Here is a 17,922-nt window from a genome sequence, read left to right as displayed (position 1 = left end):
CACTCTGTCGCTGCTCCGCCAGAAATCCCGAGCGGTCGCCGGGTCAAGCGATGTCGCGCAGCTCGCGGCGCAGGATCTTGCCCACCGGCGTCATCGGCAGCGAGTCGCGGAACACGTAATGACGGGGCATCTTGTAGCCGGTGAAATTCTCGCGACAGTAGGCCTGCAGCTCGTCGACCGTCAGCCCCGGCTCGCGCGGCACGATGAACAGCTTCACCGCCTCGCCGGATCTCTCGTCCGGCACCCCGATCGCCGCGCAGCTGGCGACCTTGGGATGCGCCATCACCACGTCCTCGATCTCGTTCGGATAGACGTTGAAGCCGGAAACGATGATCAGGTCCTTCTTGCGATCGACGATGCGCACGAAACCGTCCTCGTCGATGACCGCAATGTCGCCGGTTTTCAGCCAGCCGTCGGCGTCGAGCACCTCAGCAGTCGCCTCCGGCCGCTGCCAGTAGCCCTTCATCACCTGCGGACCCTTCACGCAAAGCTCACCGCGCGCACCGAGCGGCAGTTCGTTGCCATCATCGTCGATCACCTTGAGCAGCGTACCGGGAACCGGCAACCCCACAGTTCCCAGCCGTGACCGCTCGCCATGCGGGTTGGCACAGACCACCGGCGACGTTTCGGTCAGCCCGTAGCCCTCGACCACCGTGCAACCGGTCAGGTTCTGCCAGCGCTCGGCCGCCGACGAAACCAGCGCCGTTCCACCCGAATTGGTGCCTTTCAGCGCGGAGAAATCGATCTTGCGAAAGCCTGGATGCGACATCAACGCGACGAACAACGTGTTCAGCCCGAGGAATCCGGAGAACCGCCAGCGCTGCAGCTCCTTGACGAAGCCGTCAATGTCACGGGGATTGGTGATCAGAACGTTGTGATTGCCGGTCACCATCATGCACATGCAATTCACGGTGAAGGCATAGATGTGATACAGCGGCAACGGCGCGATCATCACCTCCTGGCCTTCCTTGATCACCGGGTGCCCGTTGCCATCCAGCTGCTGCATGTTCGCCCGCACCTGCTGCATGTTCGCCACCAGATTGCCGTGACTGAGCATCGCACCCTTGGCCACCCCGGTAGTGCCGCCGGTGTACTGCAGCACGGCGATATGTTCCAGACTCAGCGGCACGGGTCGCAGGCTATGTCGCGCCCCCTCGCGCAGCAGCCCCTTGAAGGAAACGGCCTGCGGCAGGTTGTAGGCGGGCACCATCTTTTTCACGTGCTTGACCGCGGCGTTGACCAGCGCGCCCTTGAGCGACGGCAGCAGATCACCAATCCTCGCCTCGATCAGATGCTCGATATCGGTGTCAGCCAACACCTCCTGCACTTGCTTGCCGAAGGTGTTCAGGTACACCAGTGCCCGCACGCCGGAATCCTGAAACTGATGGCGCATCTCCCGCACGGTGTACAGCGGGTTGGTATTGACGACTACCAGCCCGGCGCGCAGCGCCCCGAATACTGCGATCGGGTAGTGCAGCAAATTGGGCATCTGCACGGCAATGCGGTCACCGGGTTGCAGATCGGTATGGTTCTGCAGCCAGGCAGCGAACGCCGAGGAATAGCGTTCCAAATCGCCGTAGGTCAGGGTTACGCCCATGTTGGTGAAGGCCGGACGATCCGCATGGACCTTGCAGGCGCGCTCGAACACCTCGACCACTGAACGATAGGCGCTCAGGTCGATCTCGTTCGGCACGCCGGCAGGCCGTTTGTCATTCCAGAATTCAGGTTGCATTGTTATTAGCCTCTTGACCTGAGAGTGTTCTGGCCCACGCGCGGCGGGCTGAGCCCGAACTTAGCAGGTCGATGGCGCGGCGCAAGGGCGGTCACCCCCTCATCACCATCGTGAATCTGTCGTCCCGAGCGCGCGTACCAGATACCGGGACAAGCCGCACGCTTGCCTCTAGAATGCAGCGCACTCTTTCAGTCAGACCGTGACCCATGCGTCTCGACGCCGGGAACACCTGTCCAGTTTTCAGCGACCAAGGATCCATACCGAGCATGAATACCATCAGCAGCACGCCCTACTCCGCTTTGGAAGTAGGCCAGAAGGCGAGCTTCGAGAAGACCGTCGGCGAACGTGACATTCAGCTGTTCGCCGCCATGTCCGGCGATCGCAACCCGGTTCACCTGGATGCCGAGTACGCCGCCGGCACCCTGTTCAAGGAACGCATCGCGCATGGCATGTTCAGCGGCGCCCTGATAAGCGCCGCAGTGGCCTGCACCCTGCCGGGCCCGGGCACTATCTATCTGGGACAGGTGATGAAGTTCACCCGCCCGGTGAAGCTCGGCGACACTCTGACCGTGCGTCTGGAGATCCTCGAAAAGCTGCCGAAAAACCGCGTACGCATCGCCACTCAGGTGTTCAACCAGAACAATGAGCAGGTGGTGGACGGCGAAGCCGAAGTACTGGCGCCACGCCGCGAGGAAACGGTGGAACTGAAGGAGCTGCCGCCGATCAGCATCGGCTGAGGCGTACCGGGAAGACCGCCGCCACTCACCGTGTGTTGTGAAGCGGCGGCCCCGCACTGCCTGCTTACAGCAGTGGCGCCGTAAAAAAAGGGCAAAAAAAAAGGCGACCCAGGGTCGCCTAAATGCCTTGCGTGCTCTTTTGGACTAGCGAATCAGCTGCGCTTTTTCTTTTGCGCGTCCCGCCAGATGAAATATGCGAAACCTCCGAGGAAAGCGACCATCAGGCCGACCGTGACCACCCCTGCGAGTACCACATTATCGACGAACATGAGACCTTCCTCCGTAGCTGTTCCGCTGTCCGATGGCTGCAAGTTAAACCTGCTCCCCCCTCACAAAATTGACCGACGTCAATAGCCGCGGACAGCTTGCGAAAAGCCGGCTCGGCGACTGATCTGGATCAAGAAAACAGGGGCTTTCGGGCGTTGGAAAGGTGCCTCGGCAGCGCGGCACGACGGGCGACACGGGGATTCAGTGGGCATTCACAACAACGGCAGCGTGCGCAGCGCGACAGGCTGCCGCAGGCCGCTGCCCGCTCAAGGGCGAGCGAGTTCGCCTGCAGCAGATTTCAGCGTTTCTTCGGCTTCTTCTTCGTACTTTTCTTTGCCTTGCCCAGCGGCAAGGCTTGCTCGAACGCCTTGCGCATCTCGGCAAGACGCTTGTCGTTCTGCTCGTGGATGCGCTTGTCGCGCTCGGCGCTGAAATCGATCAGCTTGTCGTCACTGCTCATGCTCGGGCCCGTGGTGAATCATGCGGAAGGTCAGGTTGAGGCGAGGTGCCAGAACTTTGCGAGTTCGGGCGATCTGGTGCTGCCAATGATGCTGGGTCGCCCCGCTCATGACCAGTAGCGAACCATGTTCCAGCTCGAGGGAATGCTCGATGCGACTGCTGCCCTTGCGCCGCAGATCGAAGCGCCGGGTGGCCCCCAGGCTCAGCGAGGCCACCAACGGCTCGCGCCCCAGCTCCGGTTCGTCATCGGAGTGCCAGCCCATGGCATCCCGCCCGTCGCGATAGTAGTTGATCAGCACACCATTGACCGGCCGCCTCAGCTCCTGCTGCAGTCGCTCGCGAATCGCTGCAAGTAGCGGCGTCCAGGGCAGTGGTTCGTGGCGCTGACCGGAATAGCGGTAACGCGCTTGCGGATCGCCATACCAGGCCACCAGCCTCGGCACCGCGACTCGGCGACCGTACAGCGTGATCAGCGGTTGCTCCCACGGGGTCTGCTCGATCAGCTCGGCGAGCCAGGCATCGGCCTGCGGCGGGCCAACCCACTGCGCCAGATATTGAAGCTCGGCATCGGGCAGCACCAGCGGCTGCGAAGAAGACATGCGGTGCCCGACTAATGGACGGAGACGATAGACATAGCGCGCGAATCAGACCTCGACATCCACCCACAGGCCCTGGCGCGGCAACTCGTCGGAGCCATCTGCGGCTGCGACAGCCTCATCCGGAGCGGCCTGGGCCAGCTCCTCGGGCGTATGGCCGCGCCGCTGTCGGCGACGCTGTTCGTCACGCGCCATCTGCTCGGCCTCCTGCGGATGACGGCGGTCCAGACTGATCGCGCTTTCACCGGTGGCCGGCTCTACCGGAGTGACGGGCTGGATGTCAGGACGCGGTTTGACCACGTCCTGCTGCGCACTGACTGGAAAGACGCCTGAGGGGATAGGTGGCAGCATGCGGAAATCCTGTCGATCGTTCGGGCAACCCTTGCTCGTCACTGTAGCAGGGCCGCTACACTTTCAGGCTCAAGGCAGTCGGCTGTCGTCGCTCTTGAGGCGGCGTTCCGTTACCATAGCCGGCTTTTTCACAGCGGGAGGCAGCATGGCGCAGCAGTATCTACCGGGGCAACGCTGGATCAGCGACAGCGAAGCTGAACTCGGACTGGGAACCATCCTGACCCACGACGGGCGAATGCTCACCGTGCTCTATCCCGCCACCGGCGAAACCCGTCAGTACGCCACGCGCAGCGCTCCGCTGACCCGTGTGCGCTTCGTGCCCGGTGACGAGATCACCCATTTCGAAGGCTGGAAAATGACCGTCCGCGAAGTCGACGACGTCGACGGCCTGCTGGTCTATCACGGTCTCACCGCGCAGAACGAAGCCCGCACCCTGCCTGAAACCCAGCTGTCGAATTTCATCCAGTTCCGTCTGGCCAGCGACCGCCTATTCGCCGGACAGATCGATCCGCTTGCCTGGTTCAGCCTGCGCTACCACACCCTGCAGCATCAGAGCGCCCAGCTGCAGTCATCGCTGTGGGGCCTGGGCGGTGTGCGTGCGCAACCGATCGCGCACCAGCTGCACATCGCCAAGGAAGTCGCCGACCGCATCGCCCCGCGCGTGCTGCTGGCCGACGAGGTAGGCCTGGGCAAGACCATCGAGGCCGGCCTGATCATCCATCGCCAGCTGCTCTCCGGCCGCGCCAGCCGAGTGCTGATCCTGGTGCCGGAAAACCTCCAGCACCAGTGGCTGGTGGAGATGCGCCGCCGCTTCAATCTGGAAGTCGCGCTGTTCGATGCCGAGCGTTTCATCGAGAGCGATGCCAGCAACCCGTTCGAAGACACCCAGCTCGCACTGGTATCGCTAGAGTGGCTCAAGGAAGACGAGCGTGCGCAGGACGCCGCCTTCGCCGCCGGCTGGGACCTGCTGGTGGTCGACGAAGCGCATCACCTGGTCTGGCATCCGGAAGGCGCCAGTGCCGAATACAAGCTGGTCGAGCAGCTCGCCGAAGTGATTCCTGGCGTGCTGCTGCTCACCGCGACTCCGGAGCAGCTCGGCCTGGACAGCCACTTCGCCCGCCTGCGCCTGCTCGACCCCAATCGCTTCCATGACCTTGAAGCCTTCCGCGCCGAAAGCGCCAGCTACCAGCCGGTGGCCGAAGCGGTACAGGAGCTGCTTGACGACGGTCGTCTGTCGGCCAAGGCGCATCAGACCATCCACGGTTTTCTCGGCTCCGAAGGCGAGGCGCTGCTCGCCGCGGCGACCGACGGCGATGTCGAGGCCAGCAGCCGGCTGATCCGCGAACTGCTCGACCGCCACGGCACCGGCCGCCTGCTGTTCCGCAATACCCGCGCCGCCGTGCAGGGCTTCCCCGAGCGTCAGCTGCACCCTTATCCGCTACCCTGCCCGGTCGAGTACCTGGAACTTCCGCTGGGCGAGCATGCCGAGCTGTATCCCGAAGTGGCCTTCCAGAGCCAGCAGGACGATGGCGAAGCGGGCAACCGCTGGTGGCAGTTCGACCCGCGCGTCGAATGGCTGATCGACACCCTGAAGATGCTCAAGAAGTACAAGGTGCTGGTGATCTGCGCCCACGCCGAAACCGCGCTGGACTTGGAGGACGCCCTGCGCGTGCGTTCCGGCATTCCCGCCACGGTGTTCCACGAGGGCATGAGCATCCTCGAGCGCGACCGCGCCGCGGCCTATTTCGCCGACGAGGAGTTCGGCGCGCAGGTGCTGATCTGCTCCGAGATCGGCAGTGAAGGTCGCAACTTCCAGTTCAGCCATCATCTGGTGCTGTTCGACCTGCCGGCGCATCCGGACCTGCTCGAGCAGCGCATCGGCCGCCTCGATCGGATCGGTCAGCAGCACGAGATCCAGGTGCACGTGCCGTATCTGGAGAACAACCCGCAGGAGCGGCTGTTCCAGTGGTACCACCAGGCGCTGAATGCCTTCCTCAGCACCTGTCCGACCGGCAACGCCCTGCAGCACCAGTTCGGCCCGCGCCTGCTGGCGCAGCTGGAAGAAGGCGACGACGAGGCCTTCCAGCGGCTGCTCGACGAGGCCCGCGCCGAGCGCGAGCGGCTGGAAGCCGAGCTGCACAGCGGTCGCGACCGCTTGCTGGAACTCAATTCCGGCGGCGGCGAACAGGGCAAGGCGCTGGTCGAAGCCATCGAGGAGCAGGACGACCAGTTCGCCCTGCCGATCTACATGGAACAACTGTTCGACGCCTTCGGCATCGACAGCGAGGATCACTCCGAGAACGCCCTGGTGCTGCGCCCCAGCGAGAAGATGCTGGACGCCAGCTTCCCGCTCGGCGACGACGAGGCGGTGACCATCACCTACGATCGCGCCCAGGCCCTCGCGCGCGAGGACATGCAGTTCCTCACCTGGGAACATCCGATGGTGCAGGGTGGCATGGACTTGGTGCTGTCCGGCTCGATGGGCAACACCGCGGTGGCGCTGATCAAGAACAAGGCGCTCAAGCCCGGCACCGTCCTGCTCGAACTGCTGTTCGTCAGCGAAGTGGTGGCGCCGCGTGCGCTGCAGCTGAGCCGCTTCCTGCCGCCGTTGGCGCTGCGCTGTCTGCTCGACGGCAATGGCAACGACCTGGCCTCGAAGGTCGCCTTCGAGACCCTCAACGATCAGCTGGAAAGCGTGCCGCGGGCCAGCGCCAACAAGTTCGTTCAGGCCCAGCGTGACGTGCTCGCCGTGCAGATCGCTGCCGCCGAAAGCAAGATCGTGCCTCGCCATACCGAGCGGGTCGCGGAGGCGCAGCGCAAACTCAAGGCCGGGCTGGACGAGGAGCTGGCACGCCTGATCGCCTTGCAGACCGTCAACCCGAGCGTGCGTGACAGCGAGATCCAAGCCCTGCGCCAGCAACGCGAGGACGGTCTGGCGGCACTGGACAAGGCCGCGCTGCGTCTGGAAGCGATTCGGGTGCTGGTCGCCGGCTGAAACGACAATTCGGGCATGGTGCGCTGTCGCGCACCAAACCGTTTCTTTCAGCCCTGCTCGGCGCGAGCAATGCGCCAGTAGGCGCCGATTCGTGCCTGCAGCGCGTTCGGTGCCTCGGCATAAAGCCGGCGCCCCAGACGCAGGGCCTGCTGCTGCAACTGCGCGCGACGCCGTTCGATACAACGCTGCAGTTCTTCGCGAGTTTCCGGCATGCCGAACAGCTCAGGCTCGCGCTGCATCAGCTGCAGCATCATCGCCAGGTCGTGGTCGTCACCCAGGGCATCAGCAACCTGCTTGAGCTGATCGACGCGGCTGTCCAGGGCCGCCGGCCAGCACGGCGACAGCAGCTGGCAGTGGTACCAGTGATCCTTCACTCGCTTGCGCCACTCATGAAGTAACTCATCCGTGCCGTCTTTCTCGGCGCGAGCCAACTCCCGCACGCCATCGGCATAGGTACGGCGCAGACCGCCGGCGACGAGTCCGAAGCCCTTGCCCGCCAGCTTCCAATGCCGCACATCCTGGGTCAGCGCATGCAGCTCGCTCAGCACCTGCGCCACTTCCGTTTCGAACTCGGCATGCACCTCACCGTCCGGGGCCGCACGCTGCTGCAGACCGGCACGGATCTGGCGGAACGGCTCGCTCACGAACAAGGGGTGGTTGCGCCGCGCCAGCGCCTCCCAGCTTTCCAGCATCGCCGAGGCATCGCGTGACTCAGCCAGACGGCGCCCCGCATCGCGCAGGCGGCGGTTATCGACGGCGAAGCGAGCGCCGAGAGGTTCGCGCACCAGCCGCAGCAGCGCGCGCAGCTCCTTGAAGCGCTTGCGCGCCTGATGGACGCCCTCCGCGCGCTCGGCCGGCTCGGCGCAGAGCGCCTGGATCGCCTTGCCGAGACGCTCCAGCGCAGCCTTGCGCAGCTCCTTAGCAGCGTTTCGCCCAGGGCGTATTCGATAAGCCATGACGGTTCCCTCGCAATGCAGACGCTCCGGTGAGCAACCTTTTTGGGACCCGTAGGCTATACCCGACGTTGATGTCACTAGCGGAAAGATTGTGTTTCAGCTCATGACGTCTGCGACCCCGCCTCAACCGTAACGCTTGCGCGCCTCGATGGCCAATCCGCTGCCGATACTGCCGAAGCGGTTGCCCTCCACGTGGCGGGCGCGCGGCAACAAGCTGGCGACGCCCTGACGCATCGCCGGAATAGCGCTCGAGCCGCCGGTGAAGAACACCGTGTCGACCTCATCGTGACGCACGCCGGCGTCCGTCAGCAGCTGACCGATGCTGCCACCGATACGTTCGAGCAGCGGTGCGATGGCGCTTTCGAAACCGTCGCGGGTCAGCTCGGCGTGCAGGTCCGGCTCGATACGCTGGAAGTCGATGGGGAAGCGCTGTTGCTCGGTCAATTCGATCTTGCCCTGCTCCACCTGCATGGCCAGCCAGTGCCCGGCGCGCTGCTCGATCAAACGAAACAGCCGATCGATGCCGGTAGGGTCGACGATGTCGTAGCGCATGCTCTGCAGCGCACGTTGCGAGGCCGGCGCGTAGACCGCGTTGATGGTGTGCCAGGTGGCGAGGTTGAGATGGGTGCTGGTGGGCATCGGCGCATCGCTTTTCATCCGGCTGCCATAGCCGAACAGCGGCATCACGCCGTGCAGACTGAGCTGCTTGTCGAAGTCGGTACCACCGATATGTACGCCGCCGGTGGCGAGAATGTCCGCCTGACGATCATCCGCGCCGCGCCGCTCTGGCGACAGGCGTACCAGGGAGAAGTCCGAGGTACCGCCACCGATATCGACGATCAGCACGCGTTCTTCCTGCTGAATGCGCGACTCGTAGTCGAACGCCGCGGCGATCGGTTCGTACTGGAAGGACACCTCCCTGAAGCCGATCTTGCGCGCCGCGGCGGCCAGGGTATCCGCGGCCTCACGGTCGGCCTGAGCATCGTCATCGACGAAGAACACCGGGCGCCCCAGCACCACTTCCTCGAACGGCCGCCCGGCCACCGCTTCGGCGCGCTGCTTGAGGGTGCCGAGGAACAGTCCGAGGATTTCCTTGAACGGCATGGCACTGCCGAGCACCGTGGTTTCGCTTTTCAGCAGTTTGGAACCCAGCAGGCTCTTGAGCGAGCGCATCAGCCGGCCTTCGTAGCCCTCCAGGTATTCGTTCAGCGCCTGGCGACCGTAGACCGGCCGGCGCTCTTCGAGGTTGAAGAACACCACCGAGGGCAGCGTCGGCTGCTCACCTTCCAGCGCGATCAATGGGTCGACATCGGGTCGCCACCAGCCGACCGTGGAATTGGAGGTGCCGAAATCGATGCCGCAGGCGCGGGCGGGTGAAGCGTTGAGCATGGCGTGGTCCGCGGGTACAGAAAAAACGGCCGCGCAGTGTAAAGGAGGCGGCCCGCCGATGCAGGCCTATCGTCGGCTGGCCCCTCAATGGCTTGATCCAGGCGAAAAAATGCCCGGCCATCGCTGGTCCGGGCACAAACCCCATAACGCAACACCGAATCAGGCGGGCACCGCCTCCGCGCCGGGCGCATCGGCGGTCATCCCGGCAGTCATGCGCTTGGCATCGGCACAGAACGTCCGCGATGCCTGGAACAGGAACACCATGGTCAGCAACAGCGATGCCGGGATCAGGTACATCGCCCCGTGCAGGCCTTCGGCGCGGAAGGCCTCGCTCATCTCGCTGGCACCCGCCGCGACCATCGCCGCCTCGGCAAAATGATCCGAGAGCAGCCCCACCACCACCGTGCCCATGCCACCCCCGAGCAGGTAAAGCCCGGCGAAGAACAGCGCCATGGCGGTGGCCCGCAGGCGCGGCTCGACCACGTCCTGGATCGCGGTGTAGACGCAGGTGTAGAAGTTGTAGGAGAACAGCCAGCCGATGCTGAACACCGCGACGAACACCCCGACCTCGATGCGCCCGGCGAGCAGCGCGTAGCCGGTCGCGAGCGTGGCGATCAGCATGCTCACCGCGGCGAACACCAGACGGCCGCGGGCGAAGCGCTGATGAATGCGGTCGGCAATCCAGCCCCCCAGCGTCAGGCCGATCAGGCCGGTCAACCCGACGATCACCCCGGTGGCGACCGACGCCTCAACCAGCAGCACGGCGTGATAGCGCATCAGCAGCGGGACCATGAAGGCATTGCAGGCATAGGTCGCGAAGTTGAAGGCCAGCCCGGCCAGCACCAGCCACCAGAAGGTGCGAATCGCCAGCACCTTGCGCACCGGCTGTTGCACCGGCGCCTGCGAGACCCGGACAGTTTCGGCGGCACCACGCTGCGGCTCCCTGATCAGGAAGATGAACAGCGCCAGCACCAAGCCAGGCACCGCCGCGATGAAGAACGGCGCACGCCAGCTGCCGAACGCCTCGACCATCGAGCCGATGGTGAAGAACGCCAGCAGCAACCCCAGCGGCAACCCCAGCATGAAGATACCCATGGCGCGGGAGCGCTTGTGCGCCGGGAACAGGTCGCCGATCAGCGAGTTCGCCGCTGGCGCATAGCTGGCCTCACCGATGCCGATGCCCATGCGCACGAGCAGGAAGCTCCAGAAATTCCAGGCCATCCCGTTGACGGCAGTCAGGCCGCTCCAGACTGTCAGCCCCCAGCCCATGATTTTGCGACGCGAACCGAGGTCCGCCATACGTCCCAGCGGCACGCCGGCGATTGCGTAGACGATGGTGAATGCGGTGCCGATCAGACCAAGCTGAAAGTCGTTGAGATTCCATTCCAGGCGGATCGGCTCGGCGATGATCGCCGGGATGGTGCGGTCGAAGAAGTTGAACAGGTTCGCCAGAAACAGCAGGAACAGCACGCGCCAGGCGTTCGTAGCTTGGGTGGAAGGCTGCATGATGTCGGTCTCGATTGTTCTTGTTTTAACCGGCCACAGACCAGCCGGGACTCCATCGAGACTCTAGAACCTGACTCCCCTGTCGTCTGCGAACATCACCTGCGCTTATGCCGCGCGATGGCTCAGCGCGCCTGCCAATCGGCCAGCCAGCCCAGACTCATCGCAGTGCCCTGCTCGCCCGGCTTGTACTCGGCACCCAGCCAGCCCTGGTAGCCGCTCGCCTGCAGCGCCTGCAGCGCCGGGGCGAAATCGATCGCACCGCTGCCCGGTGCGCCACGTCCGGGGCAGTCGGCGAATTGCACATGGCCGATGCGACCGCGCAGCTGCGCGACGCACCCGGCCAGATCCAGCCCCTGTCGGGCCATGTGATAGAAGTCCAGCTGCGCCTGGCAGTTGGGATGATTGACGCGCTCCAGCAAGGCGGCGAGATCGGCGGCGCTGTTGACCAGAAACCCCGGCATGTCCAGCGGGTTGATCGCCTCGCAGAGCACGCGGATGCCGAGCAGGTCGAAGGCATCGGCGGCCATCCACAGGTTGTGTTCGAGGGTCTCCAGCGCTTCCTCGCGCTCGACACCTTCTCCCAGCCGCCCCGGCAGCACGTTGACAAAACTCGGACGAACCATCAGCGCATAGCTCAACGCCTCCTGCAGCGCAGCCTCGAACTCGGCCTGGCGCTGCGGCACCGCCGCCAGGCCGGGGCCTCCCTGCATCAGGTCGCCGGCCGGGAGGTTGATCAGCACCAGCGGCAGTCCGGCGCGCTCGAGCAGTTCCTTCAGGCGGATGGCCGGGAGCTCGTAAGGAAACTGGATTTCCACACCATCGAAACCGGCCGTACGGGCAGCCAGGATACGCTCGGCAAGAGGGAGCTCGGTGAACAGCAACGACAGGTTGGCCGCGATCCTCACAGGCAGCCCTCCCGATACATCTGCACCAGCGTCGCCGGATCACGCTCCAGGTTGCCCTGGCTGCCGTGCAGCCGCATCAACTGCGCCGCCAGCCCGCTCAGTGGCGTCGCCGAACCCTGCTCGCGGGACAGTTTCACCGCCGTATCGAGGTCCTTGAGCAACGTGCGCACGTGCCACTTCACCGGCTCGAACTCGCTCGCCGCCATCTGCGGGGCGAGGATCTGCAGCGGCCGGGAGTCGGCGAAGCCGCCCGCCAGCGCCGGCGCCAGCAGGCTGGCATCGACTCCGGCGCGCTCGGCCAGGGCCACCACCTCGGCGATCACCAGCGCATTGCAGGCTACGATCATCTGGTTGCACACCTTGCTCACCTGACCGGCACCGACCTCACCCATGCGGGTCAGGCGCTGCCCCAGATGCATCAGCACGGGCCGCACGCGCTCGACGTCCTCGACGCGGCCGCCAGCCATGATCGCCAGGCTGCCGCCCTCGGCGCCCGCAGTGCCGCCAGACACCGGCGCGTCCACCCAGCGCATGCCGCTGCGAAACTCCAGCTCAGCGGCCATGTCACGCGTGGCGGTCGGCTCCAGACTGGAATGGTCCACCAGCAACTTGTCGGGCTTGCCACCCTCGGCGATGCCGGCCTTGCCGAACACTACCTCGCGTACCGCCGCCGTGTCGGCCAGGCACAACAACACGATGTCCGCGGCACACAGCTCGGCCGGCGTTGCCACCGCCGTGGCGCCCAGCGTGACCAGTGGCGCGCATTTGTCTGGCGAGCGGTTCCACACCGTCAGGCGATAACCGGCCGCCAGCAGGCGGCGACACATCGGCAGGCCCATCAAGCCGATACCGGCGAAAGCAAGGGTTGGCAGCGTGGACATGGAGCGGCTCCTCGAAACGGCGAAGGCGCTGATTCTAGCGCTGCAAGCGCGCCGGAAAACATGCCGTGGCTAACCACGGCCGTCTGCTCCTATAATCGCAGCGCTTTTTCCGCCATTGAACCGGAGAACCCTCAATGCTCAAGCGCTCCCTGGCAGCCGTCGCCGGCTTTGCCCTGTCCCTGTCCGTCACCGCCATCCAAGCCGCCGAAACCCTGCGGGTTTCCGCGATCCCCGACGAAGCCCCCACCGAGCTGATCCGCAAGTTCAAGCCACTGGGCGAGTACCTGGAGAAGGAGCTCGGCATGCCGGTGAAATTCACCCCGGTATCCGACTACGCCGCCGTGGTCGAGGCGCTGGCCTCCGATCGCCTGGACATGGCCTGGCTGGGCGGCTTCACCTTCGTGCAGACGCGCCTGAAGACCGGCAATGCCATCCCGCTGGTGCAGCGCGAGCAGGATGAGCAGTTCACCAGCAAGTTCATCACCGCCGACCCCGCGGTGAAATCGCTGCAGGACCTCAAGGGCAAGACCTTCGCCTTCGGCTCGGTGTCCTCGACATCCGGCAGCCTGATGCCGCGCTATTTCATGCTCAAGGACGGCATCGAGCCGGAGAAGTATTTCAAGCGCATCGCCTATTCCGGCGCGCATGACGCCACCGCCGCCTGGGTCGAAGCCGGCAAGGCGGACGCCGGCGTGCTCAACGCCTCGGTGTGGGACAAGCTGGTCGCCGCTGGCAAGGTGAACACCGACAAGGTCCGCGTGATCGCCACTACCCCGCCCTACTACGACTACAACTGGACCGTGCGCGGCACCCTTGAGCCGGCACTCGTCGAGAAGATCAAGGCGGCATTCCTCGCCCTCGATCCGGCCAACCCGGAGCACAAGGCGATCCTCGACCTGCAGGCGGCGAGCCGCTTCATCGAGACCCGGCCGGAGAACTACCAAGGCATCGAGGAAGCCGCACGCGCTGCCGGCCTGCTGAAGTGACACTCAGCCTGAGCGGCGTGGGTCACACCCACGCCAACGGCCAGGCCGCGCTGCGCGATATTGATCTGCGGGTCGCTCAGGGCGAGCGCATCGCCATCATCGGCCCTTCCGGCGCAGGCAAGACCACCCTGCTGCGCCTGCTGGCCACGGCGCTCAGACCCGATCGAGGCGAGCTGGAACTGCTCGGCCAACAGCCCTGGAATCTTTCAGGCTCCGCGCGGCAGCGGCTGCGGGCGCGCATCGGCCTGGTCCACCAGGCACCACCGCTGCCGCCCCGCCAGCGGGTCGTCACGGCCGTGCTGGCCGGCCGTCTCGGTCAGTGGTCGCTCGGCAGAAGCCTGCTCAGCCTGCTCTACCCGCTGGATCGCCAGGGCGCCGCCGAAGCACTCGCTCGGTTGGACCTGGCTGACAAGCTGTACATGCGCTGCGACCAGCTATCCGGTGGCCAGTTGCAGCGCATCGGCATCGCCCGTGTGCTCTACCAGGCGCCCGAGCTGATCCTCGCCGACGAACCGGTGTCCGCCATGGACCCGGTACTCGCCAGCTACACCCTCGGTGTACTCAATCACGAAGCACAGCAACGTAATGCCACCCTGCTGGCCAGCCTGCATGCAGTGGAACTGGCGCTGCAGCACTTTCCACGCATCGTCGGTGTACGCGATGGGCGCATTCTGTTCGACAAGCCCGCCGCTGCGCTCAGCCCGGACGAGCTGACGATGCTCTACGCCAACGAGCAGCTGGTGGAACACTCGCCTCCACCGGCGGCGATGCCCAGTTCTGCCCTGCATATTCCACGATGCTGAATCCCGCCGCATCGCGCGATCCTGCCGCCGCACCACGCCTGCTGTTGACGCTGGGGGCGCTGGGGTTGCTATGGCCCGGGCTGTCGCTGAGCGAGCTCGACCTTGGCGTGCTGTTCGACGGCAGCAATGCCGACACCATGGGACTGTTTCTCGCCAGCTTCTGGCCACCCGAACACGGCATGGAGTTCCTTGCACTGCTGACGCAAGCAACGCTGGAAACTCTGGCCATCGCCACGGCCGGCATGGCGCTGGCGCTGGCGATCGCACTCCCCTGCGCCTTGCTCGCGACTCGCGCTCTGTCGATCTCGGCACTCGCGCATGGTGGTCAGCCGGTGTGGTGGGCGCAGGCCCTGCGCTGGCCGGTACGTGCACTGTTGATCGTGCTGCGCAGCATTCCGGAAATCGTCTGGGCGCTGTTGTTCGTCCGTGCCGTGGGCCTCGGTCCGACCGCCGGGGTGCTGGCCATCGCCATTACCTACGCTGGCATGCTCGGCAAGGTCTATGCGGAGATCTTCGAGTCGGTCGACCCGCAACCGGCGCGGGCCCTGCTGGTGGCCGGCAGTTCGCGCCTGCAAGCGTTCTGCTACGGCGTGCTGCCTCAGGCAACTGCGGAGATGCTGTCGTATTCGGTCTATCGCTGGGAGTGCGCCGTGCGCGCCTCGGTGGTGATGGGTTTCGTCGGCGCCGGCGGGCTGGGCCAGCAGATGGATCTGTCGATGCGCATGTTCGCCGGCGGAGAGGTTGCCAGCATGCTGCTGACCTTCCTGTTACTGGTGCTGCTGGCCGACCTGCTGAGCCGGCTGCTGCGCTGGAGGTTCGCATGACAGCGCTGCTCCGCCTGCTCATCCCACTGGCGTTGATCGCTGCAGTCGTCGCCGCCTTTGCCTTCCTGCAACTGGAAACCGCCACACTGCTCAGCCGCGAAGGGTTCGGGCAGATGGCCGGGTATGCTGCAGGCTTCCTCGATCCTGATCTGTCGCCAGCGCACCTACGCGCCATCGGCCACGGCGCACTGGAAACCCTGGCGATGTCAGCCATCGGCACGTTGCTCGCCGCTCTGCTAGGCCTGCTGCTGGCACTGCCCGCCGCCGGACGCTGCGGTAGACCCGCGCAAGCAGCATCGCGACTCCTGCTCAATGCCCTGCGCGCAGTTCCCGAACTGGTATGGGCGGCGCTGATGGTACTGGCCGCCGGGCTCGGCCCGAATGCAGGCACCCTCGCGCTGGCCCTGCACACCGCCGGAGTGCTCGGCCGGCTGTTCGCCGAGGCACTGGAAAACACCCCGCCCGCTCCGGCCGAAGCCCTGCGGCTGCACGGTAGCGGGCGGGTCGTCGCCTTCTGCTACGGCACATTGCCGACCCTCTGGCCGCAGCTGGTGGCCTACACGCTGTATCGCTGGGAAAACAACATCCGCATGGCCAGCGTGCTCGGCTTCGTCGGCGCCGGCGGCCTGGGTCAGATGCTCTACATGAGCCTCAGCCTGTTCCAGGAAGCCCAGGCGTCCACCGTCATTCTCGCGATGCTGCTGATGGTGCTCGCGGTGGATTCCCTCAGCAGCTGGGCGCGCCAGCGCTGGGTCAGAGGTTAATCGCCGCTGTGATCGTCGTGCGAGACCCAATGCCCTGATTCAGTGCACTGCCGGCCGCGTGCTCCGCTCCTGTACCAAGACCCAGGGCGCGACGACCACCGCCCACAGGTCAGGATCGCGTTCCAGCCAGTCCTGCGCCTGGGTAGCGTCCATCTTCAGCAGCTGACCACCGCCGAGCCAGGCGGCGACCTTCGTCCGGTCATCCTGCGCGACGGCGAGCGCCACTTCGACGAGATCGAAATCGCTCGCCACCTGCAGCAGCGCGCCACGGGCGAAGAACGGCTGCAATTCCTGCCAGGTAATCGAGGCCGTTTCGCCCAGCAGCTTGGCATAGAGAGTGCTTGCTTGGTCAGTCATGGGAGGCACCAGATCAAAGGGGCGCAATCATACCGCCGCCTTGAATCCCATCAAATCGGGTTGATCCTGCCGGCTGTGCAAACGAGGAAGACACTTCTACACTGTACCGGTACAGTTGCCGCACCGTTTCGGGACGTTCGCCCCTTAACGCCTCTGCGACACGCAGGATCCAAACAATAATGATGCAAGTGGAGCGCATATGAAGAGCAACCAGCGTCTGTCCAAACTTTTTCTCGCCCTCGCTTTGAGTGGCGCCGCAAGCTACACACTAGCCGCCGACAGCATCCGCATCGGCCTGGCTGGTCCGGTGACCGGACCGGTAGCGCAATACGGGGACATGCAGTTCATCGGTGCCGAAATGGCCATCGAGCAGATCAACAAGGCTGGCGGGGTGAACGGCCAGCAACTCGAGGGCGTGCGCTATGACGACGCCTGCGATCCGAAACAGGCCGTCGCGGTCGCCAACAAGATCGTCAACGACGGTGTTCAGTTCGTCGTCGGCCACCTGTGCTCCAGCTCTACCCAGCCCGCTTCCGATATCTACGAAGACGAAGGCATCCTGATGATCACCGCGGCCTCCACCAGCCCGGACATCACCTCGCGCGGCTATCAGCTGATCTTCCGCACCATTGGCCTGGACAGCCTGCAAGGCCCGACCGCCGGCAATTTCATCGCCGACCACGTCAAACCGAAGAATGTTGCGGTCATCCATGACAAGCAGCAGTACGGCGAAGGCATCGCCACCGCAGTCAAGCAGACGCTGGAAAGCAAGAACATCAAGGTCGGTCTGTTCGAGGGCATCAACGCCGGCGACAAGGATTTCTCCTCGCTGATCGCCAAACTCAAGCGTGAAGGCGTGGATTTCGTCTATTACGGCGGCTACCACCCGGAACTGGGCCTGCTGCTGCGCCAGTCCAAGGAGAAAGGGCTGACCGTGCGCTTCATGGGGCCGGAAGGCGTCGGCAACTCGGAGATTTCCGCCATCGCCGGCCCAGCCTCCGAAGGCATGTTAGTGACCCTGCCTAAGTCGTTCGATCAGGATCCGAAGAACCAGCAGCTCGTCGAAGCCTTCAAGGCCAAAAAGCAGGATCCGAGCGGCCCGTTCGTGTTCCCGGCCTACGCCGCCGTTCAGGTGATCGCCGAGGGTATCGAGAAAGCCGGCAGTACCGACACCGACAAGGTGGCCGAGGCACTGCGTAGCAACACCTTCGAAACCCCGACCGGCTCGCTGGCATTCGACGAGAAAGGCGACCTGAAGAACTTCAACTTCGTCGTCTACGAATGGCACCAGGACGGCACCAAAACCGAAGCCAAGTAATCTTCACCTAACCTGCAAAGCCCACTGCGTGACCGTAGTGGGCTTTGTTTTAGCAGGCAGGCCCAGCCACAAGCCCCGGGCCTGCCTTGCCATACC

At 64.8% G+C, this 17,922-nt stretch carries 18 protein-coding genes; 7 read left to right on the top strand and 11 right to left on the bottom strand.

What is annotated here, in order from left to right; genetic code table 11:
• Nucleotides 1-43: 43 nt before the first annotated feature.
• Entirely contained in the window at nucleotides 44-1,732 is a 1,689-nt protein-coding gene (gene fadD2, locus N8H22_RS15905; RefSeq protein WP_264591490.1) for a long-chain-fatty-acid--CoA ligase FadD2, read from the bottom strand.
• A 266-nt stretch (nucleotides 1,733-1,998) separates the two neighbouring features.
• Between fadD2 and N8H22_RS15900 the strand changes: the two genes are divergently transcribed.
• Entirely contained in the window at nucleotides 1,999-2,469 is a 471-nt protein-coding gene (locus tag N8H22_RS15900) for a MaoC family dehydratase (RefSeq protein WP_264591489.1), read from the top strand.
• A 152-nt stretch (nucleotides 2,470-2,621) separates the two neighbouring features.
• Here the strand turns inward: N8H22_RS15900 and ccoM are convergent, their stop codons facing one another.
• The 4 genes from ccoM to N8H22_RS15885 all read right to left on the bottom strand — a co-directional run bounded on the left by ccoM (nucleotide 2,622) and on the right by N8H22_RS15885 (nucleotide 4,142).
• A complete protein-coding gene (gene ccoM, locus N8H22_RS20090; RefSeq protein ID WP_008568212.1) occupies nucleotides 2,622-2,738 on the bottom strand; it encodes a cytochrome c oxidase subunit CcoM in 117 nt (38 codons plus the stop codon).
• A gap of 296 nt (nucleotides 2,739-3,034) precedes the next feature.
• The gene (locus tag N8H22_RS15895) at nucleotides 3,035-3,196 is read right to left on the bottom strand and encodes a hypothetical protein (protein ID WP_264591488.1); all 162 of its coding nucleotides are present in this window, start codon (nucleotides 3,194-3,196) and stop codon (nucleotides 3,035-3,037) included.
• The gene (locus N8H22_RS15890; RefSeq protein ID WP_264591487.1) at nucleotides 3,186-3,794 is read right to left on the bottom strand and encodes an alpha-ketoglutarate-dependent dioxygenase AlkB; all 609 of its coding nucleotides are present in this window, start codon (nucleotides 3,792-3,794) and stop codon (nucleotides 3,186-3,188) included. The genes N8H22_RS15895 and N8H22_RS15890 overlap by 11 nt, the downstream gene beginning before the upstream one ends.
• Nucleotides 3,795-3,839: 45 nt before the next feature.
• Entirely contained in the window at nucleotides 3,840-4,142 is a 303-nt protein-coding gene (locus tag N8H22_RS15885; RefSeq protein ID WP_264591486.1) for an aspartate-semialdehyde dehydrogenase, read from the bottom strand.
• 145 nt (nucleotides 4,143-4,287) lie between these two features.
• Between N8H22_RS15885 and rapA the strand changes: the two genes are divergently transcribed.
• On the top strand, nucleotides 4,288-7,137 hold the full coding sequence (rapA, locus tag N8H22_RS15880) for an RNA polymerase-associated protein RapA (RefSeq protein ID WP_264591485.1): 2,850 nt from the start codon (nucleotides 4,288-4,290) through the stop codon (nucleotides 7,135-7,137).
• Between the two features lie 47 nt (nucleotides 7,138-7,184).
• On the opposite strand, the gene N8H22_RS15875 is transcribed toward rapA, so the two are convergent.
• The 5 genes from N8H22_RS15875 to N8H22_RS15855 form a co-directional block, all read right to left on the bottom strand.
• The gene (locus N8H22_RS15875) at nucleotides 7,185-8,093 is read right to left on the bottom strand and encodes a CHAD domain-containing protein (protein ID WP_264591484.1); all 909 of its coding nucleotides are present in this window, start codon (nucleotides 8,091-8,093) and stop codon (nucleotides 7,185-7,187) included.
• 123 nt (nucleotides 8,094-8,216) lie between these two features.
• Nucleotides 8,217-9,482 carry an Hsp70 family protein gene (locus tag N8H22_RS15870; RefSeq protein WP_264591483.1) on the bottom strand — a complete coding sequence of 422 codons (1,266 nt, stop codon included), beginning with the start codon at nucleotides 9,480-9,482 and terminating at the stop codon, nucleotides 8,217-8,219.
• 159 nt (nucleotides 9,483-9,641) lie between these two features.
• Nucleotides 9,642-10,988: an MFS transporter gene (locus N8H22_RS15865; RefSeq protein ID WP_264591482.1), complete on the bottom strand. Its 1,347-nt coding sequence runs from the start codon at nucleotides 10,986-10,988 to the stop codon at nucleotides 9,642-9,644.
• Between the two features lie 122 nt (nucleotides 10,989-11,110).
• Nucleotides 11,111-11,893 (bottom strand): TIM barrel protein, encoded by a 783-nt coding sequence (locus N8H22_RS15860; RefSeq protein WP_264591481.1) that lies wholly within the window; start codon nucleotides 11,891-11,893, stop codon nucleotides 11,111-11,113.
• The gene (locus N8H22_RS15855; RefSeq protein ID WP_264591480.1) at nucleotides 11,890-12,774 is read right to left on the bottom strand and encodes an NAD(P)-dependent oxidoreductase; all 885 of its coding nucleotides are present in this window, start codon (nucleotides 12,772-12,774) and stop codon (nucleotides 11,890-11,892) included. Before N8H22_RS15855 ends, N8H22_RS15860 begins: the two co-directional genes overlap by 4 nt.
• A 134-nt stretch (nucleotides 12,775-12,908) precedes the next feature.
• On the opposite strand from N8H22_RS15855, the gene N8H22_RS15850 reads away from it, so the two are divergent.
• Genes N8H22_RS15850 through phnE form a run of 4 tightly spaced genes read left to right on the top strand, consistent with a single transcriptional unit; the run spans nucleotide 12,909 to nucleotide 16,151 of the window.
• Nucleotides 12,909-13,760: a putative selenate ABC transporter substrate-binding protein gene (locus N8H22_RS15850; RefSeq protein ID WP_264591479.1), complete on the top strand. Its 852-nt coding sequence runs from the start codon at nucleotides 12,909-12,911 to the stop codon at nucleotides 13,758-13,760.
• Nucleotides 13,757-14,563 (top strand): ATP-binding cassette domain-containing protein, encoded by an 807-nt coding sequence (locus N8H22_RS15845; RefSeq protein ID WP_264591478.1) that lies wholly within the window; start codon nucleotides 13,757-13,759, stop codon nucleotides 14,561-14,563. Before N8H22_RS15850 ends, N8H22_RS15845 begins: the two co-directional genes overlap by 4 nt.
• Nucleotides 14,557-15,387 carry an ABC transporter permease subunit gene (locus N8H22_RS15840; RefSeq protein ID WP_264591477.1) on the top strand — a complete coding sequence of 277 codons (831 nt, stop codon included), beginning with the start codon at nucleotides 14,557-14,559 and terminating at the stop codon, nucleotides 15,385-15,387. The genes N8H22_RS15845 and N8H22_RS15840 overlap by 7 nt, the downstream gene beginning before the upstream one ends.
• A complete protein-coding gene (gene phnE, locus N8H22_RS15835; protein ID WP_264591476.1) occupies nucleotides 15,384-16,151 on the top strand; it encodes a phosphonate ABC transporter, permease protein PhnE in 768 nt (255 codons plus the stop codon). Before N8H22_RS15840 ends, phnE begins: the two co-directional genes overlap by 4 nt.
• A gap of 39 nt (nucleotides 16,152-16,190) precedes the next feature.
• Here phnE and N8H22_RS15830 read toward each other — a convergent pair whose 3' ends face one another.
• Nucleotides 16,191-16,508 carry a DUF2288 domain-containing protein gene (locus N8H22_RS15830; RefSeq protein WP_264591475.1) on the bottom strand — a complete coding sequence of 106 codons (318 nt, stop codon included), beginning with the start codon at nucleotides 16,506-16,508 and terminating at the stop codon, nucleotides 16,191-16,193.
• 199 nt (nucleotides 16,509-16,707) lie between these two features.
• Between N8H22_RS15830 and N8H22_RS15825 the strand changes: the two genes are divergently transcribed.
• The gene (locus tag N8H22_RS15825) at nucleotides 16,708-17,826 is read left to right on the top strand and encodes a branched-chain amino acid ABC transporter substrate-binding protein (RefSeq protein ID WP_264591474.1); all 1,119 of its coding nucleotides are present in this window, start codon (nucleotides 16,708-16,710) and stop codon (nucleotides 17,824-17,826) included.
• Nucleotides 17,827-17,922 lie beyond the last annotated feature (96 nt).

Origin of the sequence: Stutzerimonas sp. S1 (genome assembly GCF_025966695.1) — a bacterium.
Classification (GTDB): domain Bacteria; phylum Pseudomonadota; class Gammaproteobacteria; order Pseudomonadales; family Pseudomonadaceae; genus Stutzerimonas.
This window is presented reverse-complemented; position numbering and strand designations above follow the sequence as displayed.

Coding starts and splice junctions, on each gene's coding strand:
- ccoM (WP_008568212.1), bottom strand. CDS start 2,738: ATGTTCGTCGATAATGTGGTACTCGCAGGGGTGGTCACGGTCGGCCTG.
- N8H22_RS15885 (WP_264591486.1), bottom strand. CDS start 4,142: ATGCTGCCACCTATCCCCTCAGGCGTCTTTCCAGTCAGTGCGCAGCAG.
- N8H22_RS15870 (WP_264591483.1), bottom strand. CDS start 9,482: ATGCTCAACGCTTCACCCGCCCGCGCCTGCGGCATCGATTTCGGCACC.
- N8H22_RS15825 (WP_264591474.1), top strand. CDS start 16,708: ATGAAGAGCAACCAGCGTCTGTCCAAACTTTTTCTCGCCCTCGCTTTG.
- N8H22_RS15840 (WP_264591477.1), top strand. CDS start 14,557: ATGCTGAATCCCGCCGCATCGCGCGATCCTGCCGCCGCACCACGCCTG.
- N8H22_RS15830 (WP_264591475.1), bottom strand. CDS start 16,508: ATGACTGACCAAGCAAGCACTCTCTATGCCAAGCTGCTGGGCGAAACG.
- N8H22_RS15855 (WP_264591480.1), bottom strand. CDS start 12,774: ATGTCCACGCTGCCAACCCTTGCTTTCGCCGGTATCGGCTTGATGGGC.
- fadD2 (WP_264591490.1), bottom strand. CDS start 1,732: ATGCAACCTGAATTCTGGAATGACAAACGGCCTGCCGGCGTGCCGAAC.
- N8H22_RS15865 (WP_264591482.1), bottom strand. CDS start 10,988: ATGCAGCCTTCCACCCAAGCTACGAACGCCTGGCGCGTGCTGTTCCTG.
- N8H22_RS15875 (WP_264591484.1), bottom strand. CDS start 8,093: ATGGCTTATCGAATACGCCCTGGGCGAAACGCTGCTAAGGAGCTGCGC.
- rapA (WP_264591485.1), top strand. CDS start 4,288: ATGGCGCAGCAGTATCTACCGGGGCAACGCTGGATCAGCGACAGCGAA.
- N8H22_RS15890 (WP_264591487.1), bottom strand. CDS start 3,794: ATGTCTTCTTCGCAGCCGCTGGTGCTGCCCGATGCCGAGCTTCAATAT.
- N8H22_RS15850 (WP_264591479.1), top strand. CDS start 12,909: ATGCTCAAGCGCTCCCTGGCAGCCGTCGCCGGCTTTGCCCTGTCCCTG.
- N8H22_RS15895 (WP_264591488.1), bottom strand. CDS start 3,196: ATGAGCAGTGACGACAAGCTGATCGATTTCAGCGCCGAGCGCGACAAG.
- N8H22_RS15900 (WP_264591489.1), top strand. CDS start 1,999: ATGAATACCATCAGCAGCACGCCCTACTCCGCTTTGGAAGTAGGCCAG.
- phnE (WP_264591476.1), top strand. CDS start 15,384: ATGACAGCGCTGCTCCGCCTGCTCATCCCACTGGCGTTGATCGCTGCA.